Origin of the sequence: Christensenella timonensis, from assembly GCF_900087015.1 — a bacterium.
Classification (GTDB): Bacteria; Bacillota; Clostridia; order Christensenellales; family Christensenellaceae; genus Christensenella; species Christensenella timonensis.
This window is the reverse complement of sequence record NZ_FLKP01000002.1, coordinates 779,528-805,426: the sequence shown is the minus strand read 5'-3', so window position 1 is coordinate 805,426 and position 25,899 is coordinate 779,528. Positions and strand designations below refer to the sequence as shown.

At 54.0% G+C, this 25,899-nt stretch carries 28 protein-coding genes; 5 read left to right on the top strand and 23 right to left on the bottom strand.

Annotated elements, in window-relative coordinates:
* Positions 1-11: 11 nt before the first annotated feature.
* From BN6471_RS05380 to BN6471_RS05270, 23 genes are all read right to left on the bottom strand, one after another.
* Complete coding sequence (locus BN6471_RS05380; protein WP_066646257.1) at positions 12-1,235, bottom strand: S41 family peptidase; 1,224 nt, start codon at positions 1,233-1,235, stop codon at positions 12-14.
* 171 nt (positions 1,236-1,406) lie between these two features.
* Positions 1,407-1,982, bottom strand: a complete 576-nt coding sequence (locus tag BN6471_RS05375; protein WP_162270179.1) for a uracil-DNA glycosylase — start codon at positions 1,980-1,982, stop codon at positions 1,407-1,409.
* Complete coding sequence (locus BN6471_RS05370) at positions 1,972-2,541, bottom strand: uracil-DNA glycosylase (protein ID WP_066646255.1); 570 nt, start codon at positions 2,539-2,541, stop codon at positions 1,972-1,974. The genes BN6471_RS05375 and BN6471_RS05370 overlap by 11 nt, the downstream gene beginning before the upstream one ends.
* Before the next feature lie 11 nt (positions 2,542-2,552).
* Positions 2,553-3,143: a recombination mediator RecR gene (gene recR / locus BN6471_RS05365; protein ID WP_066646253.1), complete on the bottom strand. Its 591-nt coding sequence runs from the start codon at positions 3,141-3,143 to the stop codon at positions 2,553-2,555.
* A gap of 5 nt (positions 3,144-3,148) precedes the next feature.
* Complete coding sequence (locus tag BN6471_RS05360; RefSeq protein WP_066646251.1) at positions 3,149-3,484, bottom strand: YbaB/EbfC family nucleoid-associated protein; 336 nt, start codon at positions 3,482-3,484, stop codon at positions 3,149-3,151.
* 22 nt (positions 3,485-3,506) lie between these two features.
* On the bottom strand, positions 3,507-5,126 hold the full coding sequence (gene dnaX / locus BN6471_RS05355; RefSeq protein ID WP_066646249.1) for a DNA polymerase III subunit gamma/tau: 1,620 nt from the start codon (positions 5,124-5,126) through the stop codon (positions 3,507-3,509).
* A gap of 66 nt (positions 5,127-5,192) precedes the next feature.
* Positions 5,193-5,915 (bottom strand): phosphatase, encoded by a 723-nt coding sequence (locus tag BN6471_RS05350; RefSeq protein WP_066646248.1) that lies wholly within the window; start codon positions 5,913-5,915, stop codon positions 5,193-5,195.
* Positions 5,916-5,955: 40 nt separating this feature from the next.
* A complete protein-coding gene (locus tag BN6471_RS05345; protein ID WP_147553987.1) occupies positions 5,956-6,891 on the bottom strand; it encodes a DNA-3-methyladenine glycosylase family protein in 936 nt (311 codons plus the stop codon).
* Between the two features lie 71 nt (positions 6,892-6,962).
* Complete coding sequence (locus tag BN6471_RS05340; RefSeq protein ID WP_066646247.1) at positions 6,963-8,531, bottom strand: acyl CoA:acetate/3-ketoacid CoA transferase; 1,569 nt, start codon at positions 8,529-8,531, stop codon at positions 6,963-6,965.
* Positions 8,532-8,546: 15 nt separating this feature from the next.
* Positions 8,547-9,323 carry an enoyl-CoA hydratase-related protein gene (locus tag BN6471_RS05335; RefSeq protein ID WP_066646242.1) on the bottom strand — a complete coding sequence of 259 codons (777 nt, stop codon included), beginning with the start codon at positions 9,321-9,323 and terminating at the stop codon, positions 8,547-8,549.
* Complete coding sequence (locus BN6471_RS05330) at positions 9,320-10,354, bottom strand: electron transfer flavoprotein subunit alpha/FixB family protein (RefSeq protein ID WP_066646240.1); 1,035 nt, start codon at positions 10,352-10,354, stop codon at positions 9,320-9,322. Before BN6471_RS05330 ends, BN6471_RS05335 begins: the two co-directional genes overlap by 4 nt.
* Positions 10,351-11,172, bottom strand: coding sequence for an electron transfer flavoprotein subunit beta/FixA family protein (locus BN6471_RS05325; protein WP_066646238.1), 822 nt, complete (start codon positions 11,170-11,172; stop codon positions 10,351-10,353). Before BN6471_RS05325 ends, BN6471_RS05330 begins: the two co-directional genes overlap by 4 nt.
* A gap of 4 nt (positions 11,173-11,176) precedes the next feature.
* Complete coding sequence (locus BN6471_RS05320; protein ID WP_066646236.1) at positions 11,177-12,310, bottom strand: acyl-CoA dehydrogenase family protein; 1,134 nt, start codon at positions 12,308-12,310, stop codon at positions 11,177-11,179.
* 309 nt (positions 12,311-12,619) lie between these two features.
* Positions 12,620-12,868, bottom strand: a complete 249-nt coding sequence (gene rpsR / locus BN6471_RS05315) for a 30S ribosomal protein S18 (protein ID WP_066646235.1) — start codon at positions 12,866-12,868, stop codon at positions 12,620-12,622.
* 25 nt (positions 12,869-12,893) lie between these two features.
* The gene (locus tag BN6471_RS05310) at positions 12,894-13,340 is read right to left on the bottom strand and encodes a single-stranded DNA-binding protein (RefSeq protein ID WP_066649797.1); all 447 of its coding nucleotides are present in this window, start codon (positions 13,338-13,340) and stop codon (positions 12,894-12,896) included.
* Positions 13,341-13,402: 62 nt separating this feature from the next.
* The gene (gene rpsF / locus BN6471_RS05305; RefSeq protein WP_066646234.1) at positions 13,403-13,693 is read right to left on the bottom strand and encodes a 30S ribosomal protein S6; all 291 of its coding nucleotides are present in this window, start codon (positions 13,691-13,693) and stop codon (positions 13,403-13,405) included.
* Between the two features lie 115 nt (positions 13,694-13,808).
* Positions 13,809-14,774 carry a hypothetical protein gene (locus BN6471_RS05300; protein WP_066646232.1) on the bottom strand — a complete coding sequence of 322 codons (966 nt, stop codon included), beginning with the start codon at positions 14,772-14,774 and terminating at the stop codon, positions 13,809-13,811.
* A gap of 11 nt (positions 14,775-14,785) precedes the next feature.
* Positions 14,786-15,364: a hypothetical protein gene (locus BN6471_RS05295; protein ID WP_066646231.1), complete on the bottom strand. Its 579-nt coding sequence runs from the start codon at positions 15,362-15,364 to the stop codon at positions 14,786-14,788.
* A 9-nt stretch (positions 15,365-15,373) separates the two neighbouring features.
* Complete coding sequence (gene gltX / locus BN6471_RS05290) at positions 15,374-16,831, bottom strand: glutamate--tRNA ligase (RefSeq protein WP_066646230.1); 1,458 nt, start codon at positions 16,829-16,831, stop codon at positions 15,374-15,376.
* Positions 16,832-16,833: 2 nt separating this feature from the next.
* Positions 16,834-18,486, bottom strand: coding sequence for a glutamine--tRNA ligase/YqeY domain fusion protein (locus BN6471_RS05285; RefSeq protein WP_066649794.1), 1,653 nt, complete (start codon positions 18,484-18,486; stop codon positions 16,834-16,836).
* Between the two features lie 48 nt (positions 18,487-18,534).
* The gene (rlmH, locus tag BN6471_RS05280; protein WP_278287590.1) at positions 18,535-19,002 is read right to left on the bottom strand and encodes a 23S rRNA (pseudouridine(1915)-N(3))-methyltransferase RlmH; all 468 of its coding nucleotides are present in this window, start codon (positions 19,000-19,002) and stop codon (positions 18,535-18,537) included.
* A 21-nt stretch (positions 19,003-19,023) separates the two neighbouring features.
* Positions 19,024-19,434 (bottom strand): hypothetical protein, encoded by a 411-nt coding sequence (locus BN6471_RS05275; protein WP_066646228.1) that lies wholly within the window; start codon positions 19,432-19,434, stop codon positions 19,024-19,026.
* A gap of 16 nt (positions 19,435-19,450) precedes the next feature.
* On the bottom strand, positions 19,451-20,245 hold the full coding sequence (locus BN6471_RS05270) for an MBL fold metallo-hydrolase (RefSeq protein ID WP_066646227.1): 795 nt from the start codon (positions 20,243-20,245) through the stop codon (positions 19,451-19,453).
* A gap of 134 nt (positions 20,246-20,379) precedes the next feature.
* Here BN6471_RS05270 and BN6471_RS05265 point away from each other — a divergent pair, with 134 nt between their 5' ends.
* The 5 genes from BN6471_RS05265 (at position 20,380) to BN6471_RS05245 (ending at position 25,888) form a co-directional block, all read left to right on the top strand.
* Positions 20,380-20,847, top strand: a complete 468-nt coding sequence (locus BN6471_RS05265; protein WP_066646226.1) for a VOC family protein — start codon at positions 20,380-20,382, stop codon at positions 20,845-20,847.
* Positions 20,848-20,942: 95 nt separating this feature from the next.
* A complete protein-coding gene (locus tag BN6471_RS05260) occupies positions 20,943-21,497 on the top strand; it encodes a TetR/AcrR family transcriptional regulator (protein WP_066646225.1) in 555 nt (184 codons plus the stop codon).
* 142 nt (positions 21,498-21,639) lie between these two features.
* Entirely contained in the window at positions 21,640-24,054 is a 2,415-nt protein-coding gene (locus tag BN6471_RS05255) for a YhgE/Pip domain-containing protein (RefSeq protein ID WP_066646222.1), read from the top strand.
* Between the two features lie 133 nt (positions 24,055-24,187).
* Positions 24,188-25,240 (top strand): inorganic phosphate transporter, encoded by a 1,053-nt coding sequence (locus tag BN6471_RS05250; RefSeq protein WP_066646220.1) that lies wholly within the window; start codon positions 24,188-24,190, stop codon positions 25,238-25,240.
* 24 nt (positions 25,241-25,264) lie between these two features.
* Positions 25,265-25,888 (top strand): DUF47 domain-containing protein, encoded by a 624-nt coding sequence (locus tag BN6471_RS05245; RefSeq protein ID WP_066646219.1) that lies wholly within the window; start codon positions 25,265-25,267, stop codon positions 25,886-25,888.
* Positions 25,889-25,899 lie beyond the last annotated feature (11 nt).

Sequence of the window (25,899 nt, the reverse complement as noted above, 5' to 3'; positions counted from 1 at the left end):
ACTTCCACGCCCTAATTCTGTGCGACGACCATTTCCCTGACTGTTGCGATCGCTTGCTGCAGCTGCGTATCCGTCTCAAATGTCAACGCGGTCAAATCTGCCGGCGGGTCGACCGGGACATCCGGCGTAATGCCCGCGCCGTTGATCAGGTTCCCGTTGGGCGTATAATAGACCGCTGTCGTCAGCTTCACGCCGCCGCCCGAATACGGCATATCCAAAATGGCCTGGATCACGCCCTTGCCATACGTTCTCGATCCCACGACCTGTCCGCGCGCACGGTCTTGTACCGCTCCTGCGAACACTTCGGACGCGCTTGCGCTGTTCCCGTCCACAAGGACGACCATCGGCAAATCGAAATAATCCGCGTCCGCCGTCATTTCGTCCTTCTGTTCATTTTTATCCACAGAATATCCCAGCGATCCCTCGGGTACGATCTGATCCAGCATCTCTGCCGCGCTCTTCACGCTGCCGTCCATATTGCCGCGCACGTCGATAATGACGCCGTCCGCGCCTTCGTCCTTTAAAAACTGGATCGCTCTTTTGAATTCTTCCACACAGTTCCCATTGAACTCTGAAATCACGATCTGGGCGATATTCCAGTCGTCGACCGAATCGAGCATCGTGTACGTCACATACTGCGTATCGAAGGTCGCACGCGTGATCGGGAGATCCTGCGGCTGCCCGCCGGATACGACTGTGAGCGTCAGGCTGGAGCCGTTCGGCCCCCGGAGCATATTGAATGCGCTTTCGTAGTCGAGGCCCGCGAGCGCGACCCCATCCACCGCGACGATCACATCGTTTTCTTTGAGCCCTGCCGATTCCGCAGGCCCGCCGGAATATACCCGTTCGATCTTAAGCTGCCCGCTGTTCTGGTATGGCCCTGCCGATATGCCGATGCCCGCAAGGTCGGCTTCGCTTTTGGCCTTATATTCCTTGTATTCGTCTTCGGTATAATATACGGAATATGGATCCCCAAGCGCGGAAACCATGCCCTTCAACGTCCCGTTCAGCATGGGCGCCTCGTCCACCTGCTGGTAGAAATTTTCGTTGATCAGCGTCTCCAGATCGCTGATCTCCATATATTTTTTGAGGTCTTCATAGTTTCCCTTGCCGTCTACGCGCAGTTCATTTCCCTTAAGCTGCGAGGTCTGGAAAAAATAGACGAACAGCCCTGTCACAAAACTGGCTGTCGCGGCGATTGCCGCGCACATCACAATGATCTTCTTTTTATCCAAATACCTGTACCCTCCGTTTTTGCAAGCCAAATGCTCCCAATCAAACAACGCACCTTCCCGCTTACCGGTAAGCTGTGCGCCCGCTGAAAAATATTACAAAGTTGTTACAACTAGATTATACCCATTCCATAGTTAAAAAGCAAGTTTTTGTTATTACTGTACGCAAAAGATTCACTTTTTGTTTTCATTCCAAAGATAGGCCGCAAGCTTCTCCAAATCCTCTGCATATGTCGTTTTGAGCGGAGGATTGTAAATGATGCTCGCCGGATGGTAAAGCGCGAACAGCGTATATACCCGTCCCGCCACCTTTACAGGCCGCGCTTGTCCGTGGTACGCGCCAATGGCCGCGGAAAAATCTCCCAGCACCGCGCGCAGCGGCGTATTGCCCAGTGTCACGATCACCTCCGGGTCCAATATCCCGATCTCCCGCAGCAAAAAACCAGCAGCGTTCTCGACTTCCTGCCGGGTGGGCGGCCGGTTGGACACCGTACCTTTTGCGCTGGTTTTGTGCGGACGGAATTTGCATACGTTCGTGATATAGATATCCTCGCGGGCAAGACCCACTGCCTGCAAAAAACCATCCAGGTTTTTCCCCGCCTTGCCGACGAACGGCCTGCCGGTCGCCACCTCGTCTTTTCCCGGCGCCTCGCCGATCAGCAACAGCCGCGCTTCCCTGTTTCCGTCTCCAAAAACAAGCGGCGTATCCGGATAGAATGTGCCGATCTCCTGATATAATTTATCGAGCAACCGCAAGCTCTCCCAACTTCTTTTTCAACACCTGGAAATCCTGTTTTGCGCCCTCCACATAATCCGGGTTGTGCAGCATTGCCGCCGGGTGAAACGTGGGCATGATCGTAAAATTCTTGACCTCGATACAGCTTCCGTGTTCCTTCATCATTTTCACATCGCGTTTCAGGATGACTCCCGCCGCGATACGCCCCAGGCACACGATGACCTTGGGCTTTATAAACGCCACCTGCGCACGCAGATAATCCATACACGCTTCGCGCTCGTCAGGCTGCGGGTCGCGGTTGTTCGGCGGACGGCACTTGACGACATTCGCGATGTAAACGTCCGAACGGGCAAGGCCGATCTCCGCGAGCATCTTATCCAGGAGCTGCCCGGCAGGCCCCACAAACGGCCGTCCGAGCTCATCCTCCCGGGCTCCCGGCCCTTCGCCGATGAACATAACGTCCGCATGCAAATTCCCTTCGCCGAATACCACATGCCTACGCTGCCCGGCCAACCTGCACTTTTTGCACTGCATCACTGTTTCGTATAACGTTTTGATATCCGTAAACTGCATAAGGAACCCCCTTATACGCTCGTCCGTCCTTCCAGCGCCTTTGCCAGCGTGATCTCGTCCGCGTATTCGAGCTCCGCCCCAATGGGGATACCGTGCGCGATACGCGATACCTTCACGCCAAACCCTTTTAACAACCTGCTGATATACGCGGCTGTCGCCTCGCCCTGTACGTCCGGGTTGGTCGCCAATATGACTTCCTTTACATCGTCCGTCAGCCGCCCTAAAAGCGGCTTGATCGCAATATCGTCCGGGCCGACGCCCTCAAGCGGCGAGATCGTGCCGCCGAGCACATGGTAAAGGCCGCGGTATTCGTGCGTTTTTTCGATCGCAAATACATCGCGCGCGTCTTTGACGACACAGATGATGGAAGCGTCGCGTTTCGCATCCGCGCACACCTCGCAGATTTCTCCCTCGCACAGGTTGCCGCATATCGTGCAATACCGCACTTTGCGGCGCGCGTCGTACATATCCAGGGCGAACTGCTTTACGTCCGCTTCAGGCATCTTCAAAATATAATACGCCAGCCTTTGCGCCGTTTTCGCGCCGATCCCCGGCAACTTACAAAACTGTGCGACCAGCTTTGAATAAGATTGCAGATTCATATCGTTTAGAGCAACCCCCCGAGGTTCATTCCCCCGGTGATCTTGCCCATCTCGCTCTGCATCATCTCGTCCGCCTTTGCAAGCGCTTCGTTCACCGCCGCGATGATCAGATCTTGCAGCATCTCCACATCGTCCGGATCGACCGCTTCTTCCTTGATCTCGATACTTTTTAACATCTTTTTCCCGGTCGCGACCACGCGCACTACGCCGCCGCCTGCCGTTGCTTCCACTTCACGTTCTTCCAGTTCTTCCTGCATCTGCTGCATCTTCGCCTGCATCTGCTGTGCCTGGCGCATCATATTCTGCATATTCATCCCGCCCGGGAATCCACCTTTTGCCATTCTTCATTCCTCCATGATCGATTTATTTGATGATGACTTTATCCTTGCCAACCAGCTCCGCCAGTTGTTCCTGAATACTCTTTTCTTCTTCCTTTTGTTCCTTTTCATAAACGATGTCCACCACCATCGCATGCCCAAAAACCTTGGCCGTGATATCGCTCATCTGCGCCGCATATTCTTCCTTTTTCAGCATGTCCATCAGCGCGCTGTCCGCTTTGTCCGCGTAGAGGTCGAGAATGCTTCCGCGCGCTTCCATCTTTTGGATGGAAGCCGCGGCCGGCCCCAATACGGGAAGCTCTTGCGCCACCAGAGCTTTGAACCGCTTGCACGCCGCGTCGTCCGGTACGGCGGCCGCCGCCTTTTTCTGCTCCGCGCACTCTTTTTGCTCCTCCGCTTCGACCGTCTCGATGGCCGCGGGCTGTGCCGCCGGTTTTACGCCAGCCTGCTTTTCTGCCTCCGCCTGCATATGTACAGGCGCCGCTGCCTGCGGCTTTTCGGAAATTGGTGCAGTCTGCTTTGCCACCGTATCGAGCCCACCCTGTGCAAGGCCTGCAGCCAGCTTCTCCACGCGCTGCTCAAGCTTTTTTAAACGCAGCTCCATATCCTTGGTATCCACATCCGTTGTGTTGTTCGACGCGCGCACCACCGCGGCAATAAGCACCGCATCCGGCGTGCTCGCGTAGCGCAGCGTGTTTTGGTTATAGATGAACACCTCCAGCACGCGCAGCAGGTTCGCACATTTGTATGCATCCCCCACGTCCCGCGCCAGCCGCGCGGAAAGCTCTACTACGATGTCGCGCAGGATATTGTGCGGCTCTATGCCCGTTTGCATCATTTCATTGACGGACAAAAGGGCCTGCCGGGGATTTTCTTCCAAAATCGCGTCGACCAACGCTTTTAACTGTACGCTGTCCGCCACGCCCATCGCGTCGTTCACGTCCTTAAGCGTGAGCTTTTCCTTGCCTGCGATACACTGGTCCATAATGGAAAGCGCATCGCGCATCGCGCCTTCCGCGGACTGCGCGATCATTTCGATCGCTTCCTCCTCATAGGAAACGCCCGTCTTGTCCGCCACCTCTTTTAACCGCGCAATGATATCCTCGCCCGATATCCGCTTGAAATCGTAACGCTGGCAGCGGGACAAAATCGTCCCCGGAAGCTTACGCAGCTCGGTCGTCGCTAAAATGAATACCGCATGCGGCGGCGGTTCTTCCAATGTTTTCAACAGGGCATTGAACGCCCCCGGCGAGAGCATATGCACTTCGTCGATGATATACACCTTGTATTTTCCCAGCGCGGGCAAAAGCGACACCTTCTCGCGAATATCGCGTACATTGTCTACGCTGTTGTTGGACGCTGCGTCAATCTCCACGATGTCCACAAACGCGTCGTCTTTCAGGCTCCTGCAAACCTCGCATTTCCCGCACGGGTTCCCGTCCTGCGGGTCAAGGCAGTTAAGGGCGTTGGCCAGGATTTTCGCCGTACTCGTTTTCCCCGTACCCCGCGGGCCGTAAAACAAATACGCGTGCGCCTGCCGACCCGTCACGACCTGTTTTTTCAGTATATCTGTAATGTGCTGCTGTCCGTATACTTCATCGAATGTGGACGGCCGGAACACCCGGTACAGCGTTTTATATGCCATAGATTTTTGCTCCTGTTTTTTGTCTTTTTTATTATACCATAAAAGTGGTAAAAACCGGTAAGTCCCTTACCCTTTTAATCTGTTCTTCCGTTCCTCGATATAGCTGCTAAACGCCTTAAGGTTCCGGCTCACAACGAGCTCCTCCGGGAAATCCGCTTCCTCCAGCGCTTCTTTTACCATATCGAAGTTCCCCACCCGGTAGCAGATATGCGCGTCGGAAGAAACCGTGATGCGCACATCGTGTTTTTTGCATAGCGCGAGAAAATCTTTGCAGTTGGGCTCGCTGCCTTTGCGGTAGATAAACGAATGGTTATTGAGCTCGATCAGCTTATCCAGCTTCTTGGCCTCCCTGACCAGCGCTTCCCTGTCAACGTCATAATACGGATTGCCCGGATGCCCGATCACATCCACGTACGGATTGTTGATCGCGCCCAGCATGGCATTTGTATTCTGTTCCTTTGTTCCCGGGTCGATCACGATGTCGTGCAGCGAGGCGATCGCAAACTCCGTGCAGCGCATAAAACGCTCCGGAATATCGGTGTTCCCCTCAAAATCAAGAATATTCGCTTCCGTGGCATTAAAGACGCGTACCCCTTCCATGACGTCGGGTGCCGCCGTTAAGACAGTGAGGATAAAATCGACCGCGCCTCCCTTGAGCGCCGGGCCATGGTCTGCACAGCAAATCGCTTCCATCCCCCGCTCGTACGCGAGGATCGCGTTTTCCCTGACCGTAGAATAAGCGTGTCCGCTCGCGACCGTATGTGTATGCGTATCCACCAAAAGTTCCATTTTTTACCTCCGTCCAGTTCCCAAAATTTTTTATGTCAATTCAAATCGTATTCTTTTCGCCATCGTTCCTGTCTTTGTCGCGCTGCCAGAAAAAAAGGTATTGCTGCGCGATGCCCGCATACTTTCCAAATCTTTTCCTGGCAAATGCATAGACCTGCCTGTCGTTTCCTGCAAAGCCGTAATGCTCTTTTAACACCCGTTTGATCCAGACGTCCGCCGGGAAAGCATCCCTAAACCCCAGCGAAAACAATAAAATGCAGTCCGCGACCTTGGGCCCCACGCCGGGCAATTCCATGAGTTCTTTTTTTGCATCCCCATAACTTTTTGCACGCAGCCCCTCCAGATCGAAGCCTCCTGCGACCATGCGCGCCGTTTCCTTTATGTACGGCGCACGGTATCCGCTGCCGCATTCCTTAAGCGCTTCTACGCTAAGGGCCGCAAGTTTGTCCGCCTCCGGAAATGCATAATAGGTCTTTCCTTCAAATACAAACGGCCGGCCGCACCGCTCGCAGATCCGCCTGATGATCCCTTTGATCCGCTTCAAATTGTTGTTTGCCGACACGATAAATGAGACCAGCGTCTCGAACGGGGGCTGGTTAAGCAGCCGCAGCCCGCATCCATATTGCCTTCCCTTCTCAAGCGCTTCATCCCCGCAGTCGCAAAAAAGCATACCATAGTCTGTTTCCAGGTCAAAATACCGCTTCCACACCTGTTCATATTCTTCCGCTCCGCACGGATACAGCGTGATACGGTTCCCTTTTTTGGTAACGCGCAAAAAGCGCCCGTGTGCAACGCCCTCAAATACGCCTTCCTCCACCTCGTCAAAACGGAACGTCTGCCCGTTATCAAAAATGTGCCGCGGTTCAAAGCAGGACATGCCCTTAAGCACCGCGCCGCCGCCTTCAAAACTTACTTCCATGTGTTTCAGTATACCATACCCCTGCATTTTTTTGTAGGGAGAACATCTTGCCTTCATATAACAAGACGCTTTTGGAAAATCCAAAAGCGTCTTAGGTACAGCGCTATATTATGCCTGACCTCCTATCTTCACACCATTTGCCTTTGCAGCCCGACCAGCCCTTCCCCAAACAACACGCTGTCCATTGTGCTCAGGTGATCGCTGATCTTTGGGTAAAATTCCATTTGCGCCAAAACGTCCCTGTCAAGGTCGATCCCCGGCGCTATTTCGATCAGCTCAAGGCCGCCACGCGTCACGCGAAATACCGCGCGTTCCGTGATATACAGCACTTCCTGACCGTTTTCAAAACCCATTTTGCCATGATACGTGATCTGGTCGATCTTTTGCAAAAACTTTTTATTTTTCCCCTCCTGCTCAATGACAAGCTTTCCTCCGCAAAAGCTTTCCCGCAGCCCTCCCGCGGTAAAGGTGCCGCAAAAAACCAGCCTTTTTGTGTTTTGCGAAATATTGATCGAGCCGCCGCAGCCGTAAATCCTGGAACCGAACCTGGAAATATTCGCGCTGCCTGCCTGGTCGGCCTGCGCAAAACCGAGATACGTTATGTCAAGCCCGCCGCCGTCGTAAAAATCAAACTGGCTTTCCTGTTCGATCATCGCCACCGCGTTTCGCGCCGCGCCGAAATCTTTTCCGCCGCAGGGGATCCCGCCGATCACGCCGCTTTCCGCCGTCAGCGTCATCCGCTCGTATACGCCCTCTTCATCCGCTACCGCCGCGATAAATTCAGGCGCGCCGATCCCGAGGTTGACGACAGCGCCCGGCTTTAGCTCCTGCGCGCACCGCCTGGCGATCACTTTTTTCGCGCTCATGGGCAGCTTTCCGTTTTTTGTTGCCAGGACGCGGCTATGGCCGGTCAGAGTTGGATCGTATCCGGTCATATCGCCGATCGGCCGGTGGTTTTTCTCCGGTTCGCCGCACACGACGAGCGCATCTACAAAGATGCCGGGCACATACACCTTGTCCGCCGCAAGGCTGCCGCGCGGTACAATCCTTTTGACCTGCGCGATCACCTTCCCGCCGCAGGCTTTCACGGCCATCGCGATCAGCCGGATATCCGTTTTGACCACTTCTTCGTCGATGCACAGGTTGCCGTCCGGGTCTGCCGCCGTAGCGCGAACCAGCCCGATGTCGAATTTCGGTACATCGTAGGACAGGTATTCCCCGCCTTTGACGGTAACGACTTCCACGATATCGTCTGTCGAGCGTCCGGTCATCTTGCCGCCCTCGAGCCGCGGATCCACATAAGTGTTCAGGCCGACCTTTGTCAGGTATCTGTCGTCGCCGCACAGCCGCGCGCGGTATAAGCGCATGACCGTACCCTGCGGCACATTATACGCCTCTACCCCATTGTTCAAAATCATCTCACCGATTTTCAGGTTGGTTCCGAAAAAGGCTGATACGATACGCTTCAAAAGCCCCTCGTGGGCAAGGTGGTCGCTGCCCCCGCCGGCAGAATCACTGAGGCCGGAACCAGAATACTGCGTCAGCCCTCGCGGCTGGCCGGTCTTTAAAAAACGTTCTTCCAACCGGGTAAGCACTTCCTCTGCCATACCCGCCATACCAAACCCGCTGGACGCCATCACGTCCCCGCTTTTGATGAGGTCGAGCGCCTCGTCCATGCTGTATCTCTTATCTGTCATTCTGCTTTCCTTCTATCATTTCAGAGGCGGAAAATCAGCCTTCCGTTTTTCCACAAAAGCCGTCATTCCTTCTACGCGGTCAGGACTGTCGTAGCACTGCCTGGTCAGCATCTCTTCCAGTACGATCCCCGTTTCCAAATCCGTTTCCGCGCCGCGGCCGATCGCCAGCTTTGCGGCGGCGACCGCCATCGGTGAATTGGCCGCGATCCTGTTTGCCATCGCAACCGCTTCATCCAGTAATTTCTCCGGTTCCACAACCTTATTGACAAGACCGATCCGGTAAGCTTCCTGCGCATCGATGCGTTCTGCCGTCATAATCAGCTCCTTGGCCTTGCCCGGGCCCAGTAAACGAACCATCCGCTGCGTCCCGTTAAAGCCCGGTATGATTCCCAGTCCTGTTTCCGGCTGGCAAAAAACCGCCTTTGAGGAGGCGATGCGGATATCGCAGGCCATAGACATTTCCGTTCCGCCGCCCATGGAATAGCCGTTAACCGCCGCAATGACAGGCTTGCGCAGCAATTCCAGCTTACGGAAAAATTGCACTCCCACGTGCGTAAAATACATTCCCTGCTCTATATTGAGCTGCAGCATATACTTCACGTCCGAGCCCGCCATAAAAGCCTTTCCTTCCCCGGTGATGATGATGGCACGGATGTCGGGGTCGGCGTCCAGCTTGTCGATGCACGCCGTCATCTTTTCAAACAGCTCCACGCTGAAAATGTTAAGCCCCTTGTCCGAAGATAGCGTCATAATCCCCACGGGCCCCTGTTTTTGTACCGTTACATCTGTCATTTTAAAAATTCCCCTTTCTCTGATTCATTCGTTTTACGTTTGCGCAGCTCTTTGAGCAATGCCGGTATGATCTCCACGGCATCCCCCACGATCCCGAAATCCGCCGCCTTGAAAATCGGCGCATCCGGATCCGTATTGATGGCGATAACCGTTTTGGCCGAAGACACCCCCGTCATATGCTGGATCGCTCCGGAGATCCCGCAGGCAATATATAGATCCGCCATGATGCTGGCGCCCGTCTGTCCCACCATGTGTTCGTGGGAAATCCATCCCAGATCCGCCGGTGGGCGGGATGAAGCGGCTGCGCCGCCCAGTTCCCCTGCCAGTTCGCGAATCAGCTCAAAGTTCTTCGCTCCGCCCATGCCCCTGCCGCCGGCAACAATAATTTTTGCTTTTTCCAGGCCGCAATTTCCATCCTGCTCCTTACGCACCGACCCTGCCAGCACGGTACGCAAAGGTTTTTGCGGAACCGTTTCCCTGATAACCGTACATTCTCTTTTATTTTCTTCAGGCTGGCGGAAAACCCCTGCGCGCACCGTCGCCATCTGCGGCCGGCGCTGCGGACATATGATCGTCGCCAGCAAATTACCGCCGAACGCAGGACATATAAAGCGTGTCACCTTTTCATCTCCCGGCCGGATATCGATGCAGTCGGCCGTCAGTCCTGTCTTAAGCCGCGCGGCAATGCGCGGCGCAAGATCCCTGCCGTTGTCGCTCGCGCCGATGAGGATAGAATTCGGCCGGTATTTCTCCGCTAAAATACAAAATGCATCTGCAAAGGCTTCCGTATGGTATTCCCCGTATCCGCTTCCTGCAACGGCGATGACGGTATCCGCACCCAGGGACGCCGCATGCGCTATCATCGCGGATGTGATTTGCCCGCCGATCAGGATCGCAACCACGTCTTCATGGTATGCGTCCGCAAGCGCCCTCGCCGGAGTAAACAGTTCCAGCCCCGCTTTTTCCAGTTGCCCGTGCTCCTGTTCAAGGTATACCCAAATATCCTTACACTGTGACCTTTCCTTTGTCATGCCTGCCGTCCCCCGTTGCCGCAAACCATTCCCTGCAGGACGTCCGCCATGCTGCCTGCAATTTCTTCTATACTGCCGCCAAACATCACCGCGTCCTTTTCATGCGGGATGACGCAAACCTCGGCCACCTTTGTGGGAGAACCTGTGCTTCCCGTGCGTTCAGGCTCCAGTCCGTCCATGTCGCCCGGGCCCAGTATGGAAACCTGCGCTTTCATAGACGCCATTTTGCTTTTCATCGTCGGGTAACGCGGGGCGACCTGTGCATTTCCGATGGTCAGCACGCACGGCCCTTGCACCTTGACTTGATCGACAGCAGCCTTACGCTCGCGCAGCACAAGATAGCCGCCTGCCGCCTGTTCAAACCCAACGGCTCCCGTCACCTGCGGCAGATCCAGTATCTCGGCCAGCTCCGCGCCCACCTGCGCCGTATCGCTGTCCATCGCCTGTTTCCCACACAAAACCAAATCAAAACCGCCGATGTTTTTCCTCTGCATGATGGCGCGCGCCGCCTGCGCAAGCACATAGCTGGTAGCCAGCGTATCCGCGCCGCCAAACGTCCGGTCGCTTGCCAGCCACGCCTCGTCCGCCCCCACGGCAAGGCACTCCCGAAGCGCCGTTTCCGTTTGGCGCGGGCCCATGGAAAGCACCGTGACGCTGCCGCCGTGCCGCTCCTTATGCTGCACCGCCAATTCCAGCGCCAGGCGGTCGAAGGGATTGACGATACACTCGATACCGTCTCGCATCAGCGTTCCCGTCTGCGGATCGATCCGGACTTCCATATCTGCGGGAACCTGTTTGATGCATACCAGTATTTCCATCCGCTTACCTCATAAGGTTGCCGGCGATTACCATGCGCTGTATCTGGTTGGTACCCTCGAGAATCTGGAAAACCTTTGCGTCGCGCATCAGCTTCTCCACCGGATATTCCCTGCTGTAGCCGTATCCGCCCAGTACCTGCAGCGCGTCGATCACGACCTGCATTGCCATATCCGAGGAATAACACTTTGCGATCGCCGCTTCCCTCGTCGTGCGCATACCGTTTTGCGCCATGTCCAGCGCGTGGATCATCATTTGCCGTGCGGTTTCGATTTTAATATCCATATCCGCGAGCATAAACTGTATCGCCTGGTTGTATATGATAGGTTTGCCAAACGTCGTACGTTCCTTTGCGTAGGCGGTTGCCTCTTCCATGGCGCGCTGCGCGATCCCTATGGTGATGGCCGCCGTCAGGATACGCTCTATGTCAAGCGTTTTCATAGCAAGGCCAAACCCTTTTCCTTCCTGTCCGATCAGGTTTTCGGCCGGAATACGAACGTCGTCAAAAAATACGGACGTCGTATTGGAAAGCCTGAGGCCCATCTTGTCTTCCTCTTTGCCTACGCTGACACCCTGCCTGTCGCTCTCCACCAAAAACGCGGAGATTCCCTTTGTGCCCGCCTGCTTATCCGTCATCGCGAACACAATATAAATATCCGCAATACCGCCGTTGGAAATGAAACATTTGTCGCCGTTGATCACATATTCATTGCCCTCGCGAACCGCCGTCGTACGCGTATTTGCCGCGTCGGATCCCGCTGCCGGCTCGGTTAAGGCAAAGGCTCCGTATCCGCCCGCCGTTAAAGTTTCCGCAACCTGCTTTACCTGCCGCGTAGTTCCCGCCGCCATGACCGGCTTTAACGCCATTGCGCTTGTTGCAAGCGTAGACGGTATGCCTGCATCCGCTTTGGCCAGTTCCTCGTAGATCGCCGCAACCGTAACCAGGCCGAGGCCCATTCCGCCATGTTCCTCCGGCACTTCAATCAAATGAAGCTGCATGGCCAGCGTTTTTTCCATAATGTCTGCCGGGAACTCCCCGGAAACATCATAAGCTTTACATTGCTCCTTGATTTCCCTCTCCGCAAAATCCTTTACCATGGACACGAGCTCCTGCGAATCCGGCGTTAACAGATATCCCATAACGTACCCTCCTGTATGAATTTTTTATTTCCATGATCTTACTTAGGCCCAGACCGGTGTCGTTGAACAGAAATGGGGATGCTTTCTAAATTGGCTTTTATCTTAACAAATTCGCATCGGGCTGTATAGGGGAATATTTCTACCTGCATGGGAGTTTTATGTGCTGATCGGACTTTATTGACCGCCGCAAAATACAAATTTACGGCTATGAAGCCGCAATCCGCCTTTGCCCTTGTATATGAAACCGGACAAAATTTTCCCATAAAAAAGCGGTATGGCCAATGGCCATACCGCTTTTTTAAACAGTTCTTAGTCGGATACATACGGCAGAAGCGCCATAATCCTTGCACGCTTGATCGCGATCGCAAGCTCTCTCTGGTGCTTTGCGCATGTGCCGGAAGCGCGCCTCGGCATGATCTTGCCGCGCTCCGTGATAAACTTCCTCAGTTTTGCAACGTCTTTGTAATCTATTGTTTCCGACTTATCCGCACAGAACATACAAACTTTCCTTCTCGGACGTCTTGCACGCATAGGTCTTCTTGCTCTTTCTTCACTCATTGTGAGATACTCCTTTACTTAGAAATCAGAAAGGCAGTTCCGCATCATCAAGCGGCTGGAAATCAGAAAGCTCTTCCGCAAACAGGTCGTCTGCATTCTGCTGCGGTGGCGCCTGCGGCGGGACGTAATCGCCCTGGCCGCTTCCCTGGCTGTCGCGCCTGCTATTCAAAAATTCAACTTCATCCGCGATGACCTCGGTCACGTAGCGTCTTACACCGTTCGCATCGTCATAGTTACGCGTCTGGATCGTGCCCACAACGCCAACCTTGGAACCCTTTACGCAATACTTCGCAACATTTTCAGCCAGTCCGCGCCAGCATACCACCGGGATAAAATCCGCCTGCTGCTGTCCGTCCTGCGATTTATACCTGCGCTGCACTGCCACCGTGAAACTCGTAACGGAAATACCGCTCGATGTCGTACGCTGTTCAGGATCCCTTGTTAAATTTCCAACCAGAATCGCTTTGTTCATACTGGAACCATCCTTTTCATGCAAATCGTTTCCAGGCACGAAAAACATGCCTGTATCCATTTTTATTTCTCGTCGAGATTGATAACCATAAAACGCAGTACGTCGTCTGAAATCTTGTAGTTTCTTTCAAGCTCGGCCGGCAGCGCCGGATCCGCTTCAAAGTTCATCAGTACATAGTAGCCGTCATTGATATACTGGATCGGGTAGGCAAGACGCTTTTTGCCCCACTCGTCGATCTTTTCGACATTGCCGCCGTTGTTTACGACGATGTCGGAAAACCGCTTTACGAGCGCGTCTTTCTTTTCCTCTTCCATATCCGGCTTCAAAATATACATGGATTCATACTTTGTCATCCGTAATTCACCTCCTCATGGACTAATGGCCCTGCTTTTGTCCGCAGGGCAAGGACGCTACATCAAGGTATTATATCTCATTTTTCATGGAAAAGTCAAGTGATTCCTGCGTCCTTTAAAGATTCCGCTTCCCGATCTCTTCCACTTTCCTGTCGTATTCCTCCTGCGTGATCACGCCTTCACCGCGCATCACGGTAAGCCGTCCGATCAGATATTTGACCTGTTCAGCGGCGTTTGCTTTCAGGATCGAATCGCGCTCGATGTCCGCCATCCGGTTTACCTGCGCCTGTTCTGCCTTCCGGCGGCTCCGGTACCGCAGGTAAGCGCCCAGCGCTACGACTGCCGCCAGAACGATCCCTACGACCACCCCGGCCATGCTTGTCTGCTCGTTTTGCGCTATTTTCCTCGTGACAGCATTGTCCGCCTTCCCGATCTTCACACTGTCCATGATACCTTCCATCAGCTCTTCATGTTCCGGCGTTATGCTCCCATTGTTTTCACGCAGCATAAAGTCCAGATGCTGTCCATTCTTAATCGTCATGTAATGCAGCTCGTCATATGCCGCACCGCCGACTTCCACGATGATATGGTAAGAAATATAAAGCGCGTCGTCTGTTTGTACTTTTTCGACGCCCACGACTTTCCCGCCGACTTCCTCCGCAAAGGCTTCACTCTTAAAATACTCCACTTGCTGGTCAACATATCCCTCTACGTCCTGCATATCCTCGATCAGCATTTGTGTAAAGTTTGTGGACATCACAGAGGTTGCACCATCTTCTTCGTCCTGTGTCATACTGATCATAAACTCATTCTTTCCGTCCGCTTCCAGCGCATCCAGGTAAATATCCTGGTCTGCAAGCGAAGTACGCGCCTCCCGCGCCTCTAAGCCAAAAAGGTCGTAGAGCGCTTCCTTGACATCCGGATCGTCCAGAGTCTCGTCCGTCACTACCAGGTATCCGTCAGGGATCTCAACCGTCAGGTTCAAATCCGGCAGGCTGTATGTATCCCCATGCGCAAAGGCCGTACCCGTGCATAGCACAATCAACAGGGCAGCTGCCATTACCGCTACAAATTTTTTCATATCCAGTCCTCCTAAAGCGCAAGCAGCAGCTTTCTTTTCCGTTCTTCAAATGCCTCGTCCGTGAGAGTCCCTTCGTCGTGTTGCTTTTTTGCTTCCAGCAAGTCGGCAAAAACCTGCTCTTGCTGCGGATTCAGTCCGGCAGCCGCCACAGGCACCGCCGCCCCTTCATAACGCGGCACCGCGTTTGCCCTGATGTGGAAATCATAGACATAAGCAACCCTGCGCGACATCAGGAGATACGCGACCAGCAAGGATTCTACCACGACCTGTACTGCAAAAAGTGCGCCGCCCTGTACCAGCGCATTGTTCACGAGCGTCACCGCCACACACGCAATATACAAAAACACAAACGGCTTTTTCTTCAGAAAATAAAAAACCAGCGTCGCTGCACCCAGGCAGGTGATCACAACCAGCAGGATGTCTGATCCGTAAAAATAATATATACCCTGCGCTTTGTTTACCGCCATGGCTGCCAACCCTACGAGATTCATCACGAGCCCGGCAATGATCCGGAACCCGATAAAAGCGAGCCACCCGCCTATCTTTGTTTTGTCCGGCGCCGGCTGCGGCATAAGCATTTGCTCTTGCATAAAAACCTCCTATACGAGCTGCTTTTTAAGCAATTCGATACTCTTTTCCAGCCGTGAAAGCGTTTCATGCTTTCCTAACAGATACGCGATCTCGATCGCCCCGCCCGGCGTGACCGCCACACCGGAAATCGCCACGCGCAGAGGGTACAGGAGCTGTCCGTTCTTGATGCCCAGCCTCTGCACCAGCCCCATCATCGCGTCGTGCAGCGCCGTCTCGCTGAATTCCGGCAGGTCGCGCAGCACCGGGTATGCCTCCTTAAGGTTTACCAGCGCACTTTCAGGCGTTACCTTCATCTTTTTGTGGTTGTAAAGGTCGATACCATAGTCCGGCATCTTGCCCAGAAAAGCGACTTTCCCGGGGATATCGGTGAGCACCTCCAGCCGTGGCTGGATAAGGCGCGTCAAAAGCGGCAGGTCGAATTTATCCGGGTCGATGGCCTGCTCAAAATACGGCATTGCCGTGCTGATGAATTCTTCTTCGGAAAGCGCGCGGATATATTCCCCGTTCATCCATGTGAGTTTTTCCACATCAAAGATCGCCGGGCTCTTACTGATGCCCGACACATCAAATGCGTCGATCAGCTCGGGCAGGGTGAATATCTCCTGGTTGCCGGAAGGGCTCCAGCCTAAAAGCGCAATATAATTGAGGATCGCAGGGGATAAAAACCCCTTAGCAATAAAATCTTCGTAGGATGCATCGCCGTGCCGCTTACTTAGCTTGGCATGCTTGTCGCGCATCACTGGCGGCAGGTGGATATACTGCGGAACGTCCCATTCAAGCGCCTTATATAAAAGATTGTATTTGGGGGTCGATGAAAGATACTCGATCCCACGGATCACATGGGTGATCCCCATCAGGTGGTCGTCCACCACATTCGCTAAATTGTATGTCGGATACCCGTCCGACTTCAAAAGGATATTGTCCTCCATGTCGCTGTTGGGCACAGTGATATCGCCGTACACCATGTCGCTGTACGTCGTTTCCCCCTCCGTGGGAATGTTCTGGCGGATCACGTACGGCACACCCGCGTCAAGGTTCTTTTGCACCTCTTCCGGCGCCAGGGAAAGGCAATGCTTGTCATACTTGAATTGCTTTCCCTTTGCTTCACACTGCGTGCGCAGGCCGCCCAGGCGTTCTTTGGTGCAAAAGCAATAATATGCCGCCCCGCGCCGCACAAGCTCCTGTGCATACTCACGGTAGATATCCTTGCGCTCGGACTGGATATACGGGCCGTACGGGCCGCCTACGTCCGGGCCCTCGTCGTATACGAGCCCCGTATCCTTAAGCGTACGGTAGATGATCTCGCTTGCCTGGTTGACAAGCCTCTCCCTGTCCGTATCCTCGATACGCAGGATAAACTTCCCGCCGTGTTTTTTTGCAAATAGAAATGCATAAAGCGCCGTCCGCAGGCCGCCGATATGCAGGTATCCCGTAGGGCTGGGCGCAAATCTCGTTCTTACTTCCATGGTCAATTTCCTTTCAAAACCTGTTTTGCAAAGCTGTCCTTCAGACTTACGATCTGGTTGAACACCAGCTTATCCCCCGTACTGTCCACCGGGTCGATGGCAAAATACCCCTGCCGCATAAACTGGAAGCGGTCGCCTTTTTTCGCCGTTTTAATGTGCGGCTCCAATAAAACAGGGTCAAGCACCACCATCGAATTTTCATTCGTCACATAGCTGCCGTCCTCCTGCTCCAAAAACAGGTAGTCAAACAGCCGCACCTGCGCCCTGACAGCCGTATTTGCGTCCACCCAGTGCAGCGTACCCTTGACCTTTTTGCCGCTGTTCTCGCCGCCCGACTTGGTCGTCTTATCATAGCTGCATACGACCTCTGCCACATTCCCGTCCGCATCCTTTACGGCACGTTCGCATTTGATGATGTACGCATTTTTCAGCCGCACCTCGCCGCCCACATACAGGCGGAAATATTTGTTGTTCGGCCTTTCCTCCATGAAATCGTCCCGCTCGATATACAGGTGCTTGGAGAACGGCACCCCGTGCCTGCTTTCGCCCCCCGGCAGGTCTTCGGCCGTAAGCATCTCCGTCTCATTGTCCGGATAATTTTCGATGGTCAGCTTCAGCGGCCGGAGCACCGCCATCACGCGCGGCGCATGCGCGTTCAAATCCTCGCGCACGCAATGCTCCAGCAGTCGTACATCCACCTCGGAAACCGCCTTCGCCACGCCGATGCGTTCGCAGAAATCGCGGATCGCTTCGGGCGTATAGCCCCTGCGGCGCACGCCGGAAAGCGTGGGCATGCGCGGATCATCCCAGCCGGACACCACGCCCTCGTCCACCAGCTTTTTCAGGTAGCGCTTGCTCATCACCGTATTGGAAAGGTTGAGCCGCGCAAATTCGTACTGGCGCGGCACGTTTTTACAATCGCAGTTTTGTACCACCCAGTCGTAAAGCGGGCGGTGATCCTCGAATTCCATCGTACAAACCGAATGCGTCACGCCCTCAAAAGCATCCTCCAACGGATGCGCAAAATCATACATCGGATAGATGGCCCACTTATCGCCCGTGCGGTGGTGCGGCGATTTCACGACACGGAAGACCGCCGGATCGCGCATATTGAGGTTGGGCGAACTCATATCGATTTTCGCTCGCAGTATCTTTTCTCCATCCTCGAATTCGCCCGCCCTCATACGGCGGAACAAATCCAGATTCTCTTCGACGCTGCGCTCCCTGTATGGGCTTTCCTTGCCCGGCTCCGTAAGCGTTCCGCGGTATTCGCGCATCTGCTCGGCCGTTAAATCATCCACAAAAGCAAGGCCCTTCTTGATGAGCGCTTCCGCGCATTCATACATATAATCAAAATAATCCGAGCCGTATACTTCCTTGTCCCAGGAAAACCCCAGCCACTCGATATCTTTTTTGATCGCATCGACATAGGATGCATCCTCTTTTAAAGGGTTTGTGTCGTCAAAGCGCAGGTTACACTTTCCGCCGTATTCCTCCGCCAGCCCGAAATTCAAACAAATAGCCTTGGCATGCCCTAAATGCAAATACCCGTTCGGTTCGGGCGGGAACCGCGTCACGACTTCTTTTACAACACCCTTTTCAAGGTCGTTTTCAATGATTTCTTCGATAAAATTCTTTGATTCTCCTTCTGCCATCTTCTGCTCCCATCCATCCAAATAAATAATACACATATTATATCATAACTATTTATGGTATGTCTCGTGATTTAGTATCTTGAATGCGCGGAACACCTGCTCCAGCAGCACGATGCGGAACAACCTGTGCGGCATCGTCATTTCCGAAACGGACAGCCGCATATCCGCACGGCTTTTCACCTCTTCCGAAAGCCCCAGCGACCCGCCGATCACAAAGCTGATGGTACTGTTTCCCCCTGTCATCAGCGTATCCAGCTTTTGCGCGAACGCTTCGGAGCTGAGCTGTTTCGCGCGCACGTCGCACGCGATCACGTAGCCTTCGCATTTGGCAAGGATCCGCCTGCCTTCCGCGTCCCTGACCGCTGACAGCGCCTTTTCCCCTTTGACGTTTGTAAGCGGCTCGTCCGGCAGCTCGTCGATCACGATATCACAAAAACGCGCAAGCATTTTTGTATATTCCGCCTGCGCCTTTGTATAAAATTCTTCCTTCAGTTTTCCCACGCAAATGATCTTGATCCTGATGGCGGTATCTCCTCTTTACTCGTTTGCTCCTGCTTCCGGCGGTTCCGCCGCGTCCGACGGCTTGCTCGATTTCAGCGGCGGGTTTTCCAGTTCAACGAACACGGTGATCGTCCGCTTGTCCGCGGCGCCGTCCCCCAGCGAAACGTGAACGGTCAGGTCGTTATACCCTTCCTTCAGCTCATACGTTTTCAATTCCTTGGAGATCTCCTTGCCGTCCACGACCTTCGTGCCGCGCAGCTTGACCTCCTTGCCAATATTCTCCTTGGGAAGATTGACGCTCGACTGTTCCAGCATATCGACAACCGATCCATCCGGCAGCTCAAGCACGAGCTCGGTCAGGCCGTCCTCCGGCGCGCACGCGCACAATCCCATGGCCGTTATCACCGCAAGAAGCACCGCAACTATGATCTTCGTTCTTTTTACCATATATCCTCCATACCTTTCAGATCGCGGTATAGACGCCCGTCACGCCCTCGCGCTTCGCCATGCCCACCGCGACATGCTTGCCGATCACGATATTATTCTGCCGCAAAAAAGAGCACACCGTTTCATAGGCGAGCTCATAAAAATTATTCTTTTCCGAAAGATGCCCGAGAAGGATCCCCCTCACGCCCGAAGCAACCAGCCTGTACGCCGTCGTTGCCGCGTCGTCGTTGGAGAGATGGCCGCTGCCCGACAGGATACGGCGCTTCAGGTAGTAAGGGTACGGCCCGCACTTTAGCATCTCTACATCGTGGTTGGATTCCAAAAGCACGATGGAAGACCCCGCGACCTGTTTGAGGATTTTGTCCGTCACATGCCCTAAATCGGTCATCACGCTGACTTTTTTACCCTGCGCCGTGATGCTGTAGCCGAAAGGCCGCACCGCGTCGTGCGATATCTCGTATGGCTGCACGCAAAGCTCCTTGACATAAAAATCCTTCTCGTCGATGATCCTGATGTTCTTGGTACTCACCCCGCCCACGCGCGTTTCCATCTGCCGCCATGTTTCTTCATTGGCATACACTGGGATATCGTATTTACGGGAAATGACGCCTACGCCGCCGATATGGTCGCTGTGTTCATGCGTCACCAAAATGCCGTCGATGTCCTCCATGTGCGCGCCCGCCTTCTCCAGCTCCGCCGAAATCTTGGTGCATGAATAACCCGCGTCTACCAGTACCTTGGAGCGTTCGGTGCCGATATAAATACAGTTTCCCTTGGAACCGCTGAAAAGCGGCGCGATTTCAAGTCCCATATATTGTGCCTTTCTTTATTTCCAATACATTTTATTGTATACCCATCTTGCTTTTTTTTCAACGCATTTTGTTTGCATTCCCCATGTTTTTTCCGTATACTGGTAAAAAAACCGGATAGACAGGAGGTTCTTTCATGAAATTTATAGCTCCTTTGCTCGTCGTTTCCGACCTGGAAACATCCAAAGCGTTTTACCGCAACGTGCTCGGCCTTCACATCACCGCCGATTTCGGCGCCAACGTCACATTTACCGGGGGGCTTTCCCTTCAAACCCTGGATACGTGGGACGGCTTCATCGAACGCCCCCAAAAGGACATTTCCTTTGCGGGCAACGACCACGAGCTGTACTTTGAGGAAAAGGATTTTGACGACCTGGTCGAGCGGCTTAAAAATATTGGCGGCATCGAATATGTGCACAGTGTAAAGGAACACCCTTGGGGGCAGCGCGCCCTACGTTTTTACGATCCCGATCGCCACATCATCGAGGTAGGCGAGAGCATGAAAGCCGTGTGCAAACGGTTTTCAGACAGCGGCATGGGGGAAGAAGCCATCGCCAGGCGCATGGATGTGCCGCTTGCTTACGTGCGGAAATTATTGCGTTAGTTTCTTGTTCCAACATCTTACCCTTGCATTTTTATCAAAAGAGGTTAGTATATAATTGTACTGACCAGTCAAACTAATCCCAAGGGGAGAAAGCCATGAATAAGACTAAAGAAGCCATTTATAACGCTTCCATCGATATCTTTTCGCGCTGCGGCTATACGGGCGCGTCCATGGATGAGATCGCCGTGCTGGCAGGGGTCGCCAAGGGGACGCTCTACTATCACTTCAAAAGCAAGGAAGACTTATTCCTGTTTGTGATGCAAACAGGCCTTACCGATCTTGTCGACGACGCGAAAAGAGTTCTCGGAAAGAAGCTTCCTCCGGCGGAAAAATTGCGCAGCCTATGCCAATCCCAGCTCAAAGCCGTGCGCAAAAACGAAAATTTTATCAAGGTCGTATTGAGCCAGCTTTTCGGCCAGGAGGAACGGCAGCAGCTTTTGCGTAAAGAACTGAACGAATATTCGGAGGATATCCGTTCGTGCATCCGCGAGCTGGACGGCGGTCCCCAGACCCCGCAGGAAATGGATGCGGCGGTCGCCGGGTTTTTGGGAATGCTCGTTTCCGCCTCTGTTTACAGCGCGCTTCATCCTTCCTCAAAAAAGGACGTGCCGGACCTTTTGCTTGAAAATTACCTGCGCGGTATTTTATAAAGCGCGGTACTTCACAGCAGTTTTTTTATAAACTGCTGTTTTTTTATACCAAAAAATGTTGACAAATGAAGTCGAAAGCAATATTATTTGTACTGACCAGTCGGTACAAATAATGCTATGACATGAAAAAGGAGTGACTGTTTTGAAATTCACAAGGATAACGGGACATGACATTTCGAGCATCTTCCGGAACCGCTTCATCCGCGTTTCCGTCATCGCGATCCTGATCGTGCCCATGCTCTACAGCCTGTGTTATCTGGCGGCGTTCTGGAACCCCTACGGCAGGCTTGACCAGCTGCCGGTTGCAGTCCTGAACCTGGACGAGGGCGCAGACCTTGACGGCAAGTCCGTCAACTACGGCAAAGATGTCATCACCGATCTCAAGGAAAACCATGAGGTCGCGTGGTCGTTTGTCTCGCAGGACGATTTGAAGGATGGTCTCGCGTCCACGAAATATTATTCGCTGTTTACGATCCCCAGTGACTTTTCCCAAAAAATCGTAAGCGCCAAGACGAGTAAACCGGCTGTGGCGGAGATCGTCTATACTTCCAACCAGGCCAAGAACTTCCTGGCCTCGCAGATCAGCGGGAATGTGGAGACACAGCTCAAAGAGCAGGTTTCTGCCTCCGTCACCAAGGAATATGCGCAGGGCGCTTTCGACGGGCTGTACGATGCCAAAGACGGCCTGCAGCAAGCTTCGGACGGGGCGGCGCAGCTTTATGACGGCGTCAGTGAATTAAACGGGAAGATACCTACGCTCGCTTCCGGTGTCATCAAGCTCACGGACGGTTCTTCCACGCTCCAAAACGGCCTCCTCCAGCTCAACGCAAACACCCCTGCTTTAAAAAGCGGCAGTACGCAGCTTGAAAACGGGCTGGATTCCTTAAACAGCCAGGTTCCTGCGCTTCAAAACGGCGCCAGCCAACTGGCGGACGGCGCCGATGCGCTCAAAAGCGGGATCGACGACCTGCATACGAACAGCCAGGCCCTTGCCGCGGGGATCGGTGCGGCTTACGACGGTTCCAAAACCCTGCATGACGGGATCAGCCAGCTAAACGGCGGCATGCCCGCGCTTACGGAAGGCTCTGCTGCGCTCAAAACAGGAACCGCTGCGCTCAAGGCTTCTACGGATACACTCCTGCAAGGCAGCGGCAAGGCTGTTTCGGGCCTTGACGACATCATGACCGCGACCTCGTCCACCACACAGTTTGAAACGGCTGTGGGACAGATCGAGGCCCTGATCGACGCGGGCGATACGGCCAATGCCAAAGCGCTGCTGGACGGCCTTAAGACCTCTTATATCGACGGACAGGGCCAGCTTACGGACAACCTGCGGGACGTCCGGGACGGAGTCAGCCAAATACAGACCGGCCTTGGCAGCATCCAGTACGCGCTCGACCCGGCGAATGAAACGATGCCGGATGGTTCTCCCGCATTCGCAGCGGGCGTTTCCCGCCTGGACGCCGGAATCAACGCAGCTGCCGACGGTACGGCACAGCTTGCGGACGGTTCTGCCGATTTATATGCCGGCCTTTCCGAATTGGACGGCAAACTTCCTGCCTTATCGGACGGCATCGACCAACTGGCAGGAGGCGCGGAGCAGCTCGATACAGGCGCAAACGCGCTTTCCGAAAAGACTCCGGCCCTTGCGGACGGCGTGTCCCAGCTCGCTGCCGGCGGCAGTAAACTCGCGGACGGCGTAGGCCAGGCGGCCGACGGCATTACGCAGCTTGCGGATGGTTCTTCTTCGTTGCACGAAGGGCTGGCTTCCCTAAGCGACCAGGTTCCGGCCCTGGCGGACGGCGTAGGCCAGCTGACAGACGGCACTTCCGAACTGAAAACCAAACTGGCGGACGGCGTGGACTATATCGACGGTAATCTTGTAAATTCCAGTGAAACGATGGCTGCATACATCAGCGATCCGGTCACGATGTCAAACCAGCCCTTAAATCCTGTCCCCGACTACGGGACGGGTTTCGCTCCCTATTTCATCCCGCTCTCTCTGTGGGTGGGCGCGATCCTGATGTTCTTCATCATTTCGCCCAGGGAAGACCCTGCCCTCAAAGCGAACAGTGCACAGTCCGCCATTGGAAAATACCTTTCCTATGCGTTTATCGGGCTGCTGCAGGCGGTCATGGTCGGCGCGGTCGTATTCACGCTCGGCCTACAGCCAAACAACATTCCGCTTTACTTCCTGACTATTATCGTGATGTCCCTGACAGCCATCGCCATTGTGCAGATGCTCATCTCGCTGCTGGGGGATGCAGGACGGCTCATCGCCATCGTACTCCTGATCCTGCAGCTGACGGCGGACGCCGGGACGTTCCCTTTAGAGCTCGTGCCCAACTTCTTCAAGGTATTGAACCCATTCATGCCGTTCACGTATTGCGTCACAGCCCTGCGGGAATCGATTTCGGGGACGAACATCACGCTCATCTGGCAATGTATCGGTATGCTGCTCATTTTCCTCGGCGTCTTCCTGACGCTCACGGTCATCTTCAAAAAACGCGCGGAAAAAATGCAGGAACACGTCAACCAATTGCGGTTTACGGAATAGTACCAAAAAGGGAGGCGAACCGCCTCCCTTTTTTTCATATCCGCATTTTGTTTATACAATATTTATCTTTTTTATAGTATACTGGTAGCGGACGATTATTGCTCCACCATTACAACCGATCGGGGAAATGTTTATGTCGATATCATTTTCAGAATTTCTCACGCAAATGGGTACGAATCCCGCCTTTTTGATTACCGTGATCCTGACGCTCGCGGTGATTTTAGTCAACGGGTGGACAGACGCCCCCAACGCGATCGCGACATGTGTTTCCACACGGGCCTTAAAGCCCAAACCCGCGATCCTGATGGCGGCTGTTTTTAATTTCCTCGGCGTTTTGGTCATGACCATGATCAACGCCACCGTCGCCTACACCATTTACAGCATGGTCGATTTCGGCGGCGACCCGCACGAATCCATTGTCGCATTGTGCGCAGCTATGGTCGCCATCGTTACATGGGCGACGGTCGCCTGGCGCTTCGGCATCCCTACCAGCGAGAGCCACGCGCTCATCGCCGGGCTTTCGGGCGCCGCCATTGCGATGCACGGCGGGCTCGGCGGCATCAACGGTGCAGAGTGGGTCAAGGTATTATACGGCCTCGCCCTTTCCACAGGCTTGGGCTTTGGGCTTGGCTGGGGCTCCGGCAAGCTGACCGCGCTCATCTGCAAGCATAAAGACCACCGGAAAACGACAAAATTTTTCCACTATGGACAGATCGGCGGCGCGGCGGCCATGTCGTTCATGCACGGCGCGCAGGACGGCCAGAAATTCATGGGCGTGTTCCTGCTCGGCCTTTTCCTTGCCCAAGGCCAGGCCAACGTCACTTCGTTTGAGATCCCCATCTGGCTGATGATCCTATGCTCGGCTGTCATGGCCCTCGGCACGTCTATCGGCGGTTACCGCATCATCAAGGCGGTGGGCATGGATATGGTGCACCTCAAGGGATATCAGGGGTTCGATGCGGATATGTCCGCTACAGCCTGCCTGCTCGTTTCTTCGCTCACGGGCCTCCCCGTCAGTACGACACACACCAAAACGACCGCTATCATGGGCGTAGGCGCCGCGCGCCGCATGTCATCCGTAAACTGGGGCGTAGTCAAGGAAATGTTCATGGCATGGATCCTGACTTTTCCCGGCTGCGGAATCATCGGTTTCCTGATGGCATTGCTCTTCATGGCGGTATTCTGATAAAAGAAAGGAATGAAACGCAACATGGCAAAAAAACGGTCTTATAATTATTATGAAGGGTTTGTAAACCTGGTCAATTATTCCTGCAAAGCTGCCTCGCAGTTAAACGAAACGCTCCACCATTTCGATCCGGATACGGTCGAAGAGGTCATGAATTCCATCCACGAGATCGAGCATGCGGCCGACAGCGCCAAGCACGAAATGATGCAGGTGCTGCTCCACGAATTCCTCCCGCCCATCGAGCGCGAGGATGTCACCGAGCTTGCCCAGCGCATTGACGATGTGACGGATGCGGTCGAGGATGTGATCGTCAAGATCTATACATTCAATATCCGCTCGATCCGCCCCGAAGCTCTCGAATTCATGGACATCATCGTTTCCTGCTGCGATATGCTCAAAAAGGCGATGCAGGAGTTTTCTAATTTCAAAAAATCTTCCCTGCTTTCCGAGTGCATCATAGAGATCAACCGTCTGGAAGGCGACGGCGACCAGCTCTATACCAAGGCTATGCGGGACTTGCACGTCAATTCGACAGACCCGATCGAGATCATGGTCTGGTCTAAGACTTACAATTATTTTGAAGGCTGCTGCGACGCCTGCGAAGACGTCGCCAATACGCTTGAAAGTATCATCATGAAAAACAGCTGATGAGGGGAATC

Bases quoted from the DNA above. Each gene is read 5' to 3' on its own strand.
- BN6471_RS05295 (WP_066646231.1), bottom strand. From the start codon at position 15,364: ATGCAAGAGCAAATGCTTATGCCGCAGCCGGCGCCGGACAAAACAAAG.
- BN6471_RS05360 (WP_066646251.1), bottom strand. From the start codon at position 3,484: ATGGCAAAAGGTGGATTCCCGGGCGGGATGAATATGCAGAATATGATG.
- BN6471_RS05265 (WP_066646226.1), top strand. From the start codon at position 20,380: ATGAAATTTATAGCTCCTTTGCTCGTCGTTTCCGACCTGGAAACATCC.
- BN6471_RS05330 (WP_066646240.1), bottom strand. From the start codon at position 10,354: ATGACAAAGGAAAGGTCACAGTGTAAGGATATTTGGGTATACCTTGAA.
- BN6471_RS05310 (WP_066649797.1), bottom strand. From the start codon at position 13,340: ATGAACAAAGCGATTCTGGTTGGAAATTTAACAAGGGATCCTGAACAG.
- BN6471_RS05335 (WP_066646242.1), bottom strand. From the start codon at position 9,323: ATGACAGATGTAACGGTACAAAAACAGGGGCCCGTGGGGATTATGACG.
- BN6471_RS05325 (WP_066646238.1), bottom strand. From the start codon at position 11,172: ATGGAAATACTGGTATGCATCAAACAGGTTCCCGCAGATATGGAAGTC.
- BN6471_RS05250 (WP_066646220.1), top strand. From the start codon at position 24,188: ATGTCGATATCATTTTCAGAATTTCTCACGCAAATGGGTACGAATCCC.
- dnaX (WP_066646249.1), bottom strand. From the start codon at position 5,126: ATGGCATATAAAACGCTGTACCGGGTGTTCCGGCCGTCCACATTCGAT.
- BN6471_RS05300 (WP_066646232.1), bottom strand. From the start codon at position 14,774: ATGAAAAAATTTGTAGCGGTAATGGCAGCTGCCCTGTTGATTGTGCTA.
- BN6471_RS05320 (WP_066646236.1), bottom strand. From the start codon at position 12,310: ATGGGATATCTGTTAACGCCGGATTCGCAGGAGCTCGTGTCCATGGTA.
- BN6471_RS05285 (WP_066649794.1), bottom strand. From the start codon at position 18,486: ATGGCAGAAGGAGAATCAAAGAATTTTATCGAAGAAATCATTGAAAAC.
- gltX (WP_066646230.1), bottom strand. From the start codon at position 16,831: ATGGAAGTAAGAACGAGATTTGCGCCCAGCCCTACGGGATACCTGCAT.
- BN6471_RS05245 (WP_066646219.1), top strand. From the start codon at position 25,265: ATGGCAAAAAAACGGTCTTATAATTATTATGAAGGGTTTGTAAACCTG.
- rpsR (WP_066646235.1), bottom strand. From the start codon at position 12,868: ATGAGTGAAGAAAGAGCAAGAAGACCTATGCGTGCAAGACGTCCGAGA.
- BN6471_RS05275 (WP_066646228.1), bottom strand. From the start codon at position 19,434: ATGGTAAAAAGAACGAAGATCATAGTTGCGGTGCTTCTTGCGGTGATA.
- BN6471_RS05345 (WP_147553987.1), bottom strand. From the start codon at position 6,891: ATGAAGGCAAGATGTTCTCCCTACAAAAAAATGCAGGGGTATGGTATA.
- BN6471_RS05260 (WP_066646225.1), top strand. From the start codon at position 20,943: ATGAATAAGACTAAAGAAGCCATTTATAACGCTTCCATCGATATCTTT.
- BN6471_RS05370 (WP_066646255.1), bottom strand. From the start codon at position 2,541: ATGCAGTTTACGGATATCAAAACGTTATACGAAACAGTGATGCAGTGC.
- BN6471_RS05350 (WP_066646248.1), bottom strand. From the start codon at position 5,915: ATGGAACTTTTGGTGGATACGCATACACATACGGTCGCGAGCGGACAC.
- recR (WP_066646253.1), bottom strand. From the start codon at position 3,143: ATGAATCTGCAATCTTATTCAAAGCTGGTCGCACAGTTTTGTAAGTTG.
- rpsF (WP_066646234.1), bottom strand. From the start codon at position 13,693: ATGACAAAGTATGAATCCATGTATATTTTGAAGCCGGATATGGAAGAG.
- BN6471_RS05340 (WP_066646247.1), bottom strand. From the start codon at position 8,531: ATGACAGATAAGAGATACAGCATGGACGAGGCGCTCGACCTCATCAAA.
- BN6471_RS05270 (WP_066646227.1), bottom strand. From the start codon at position 20,245: ATGGGACTTGAAATCGCGCCGCTTTTCAGCGGTTCCAAGGGAAACTGT.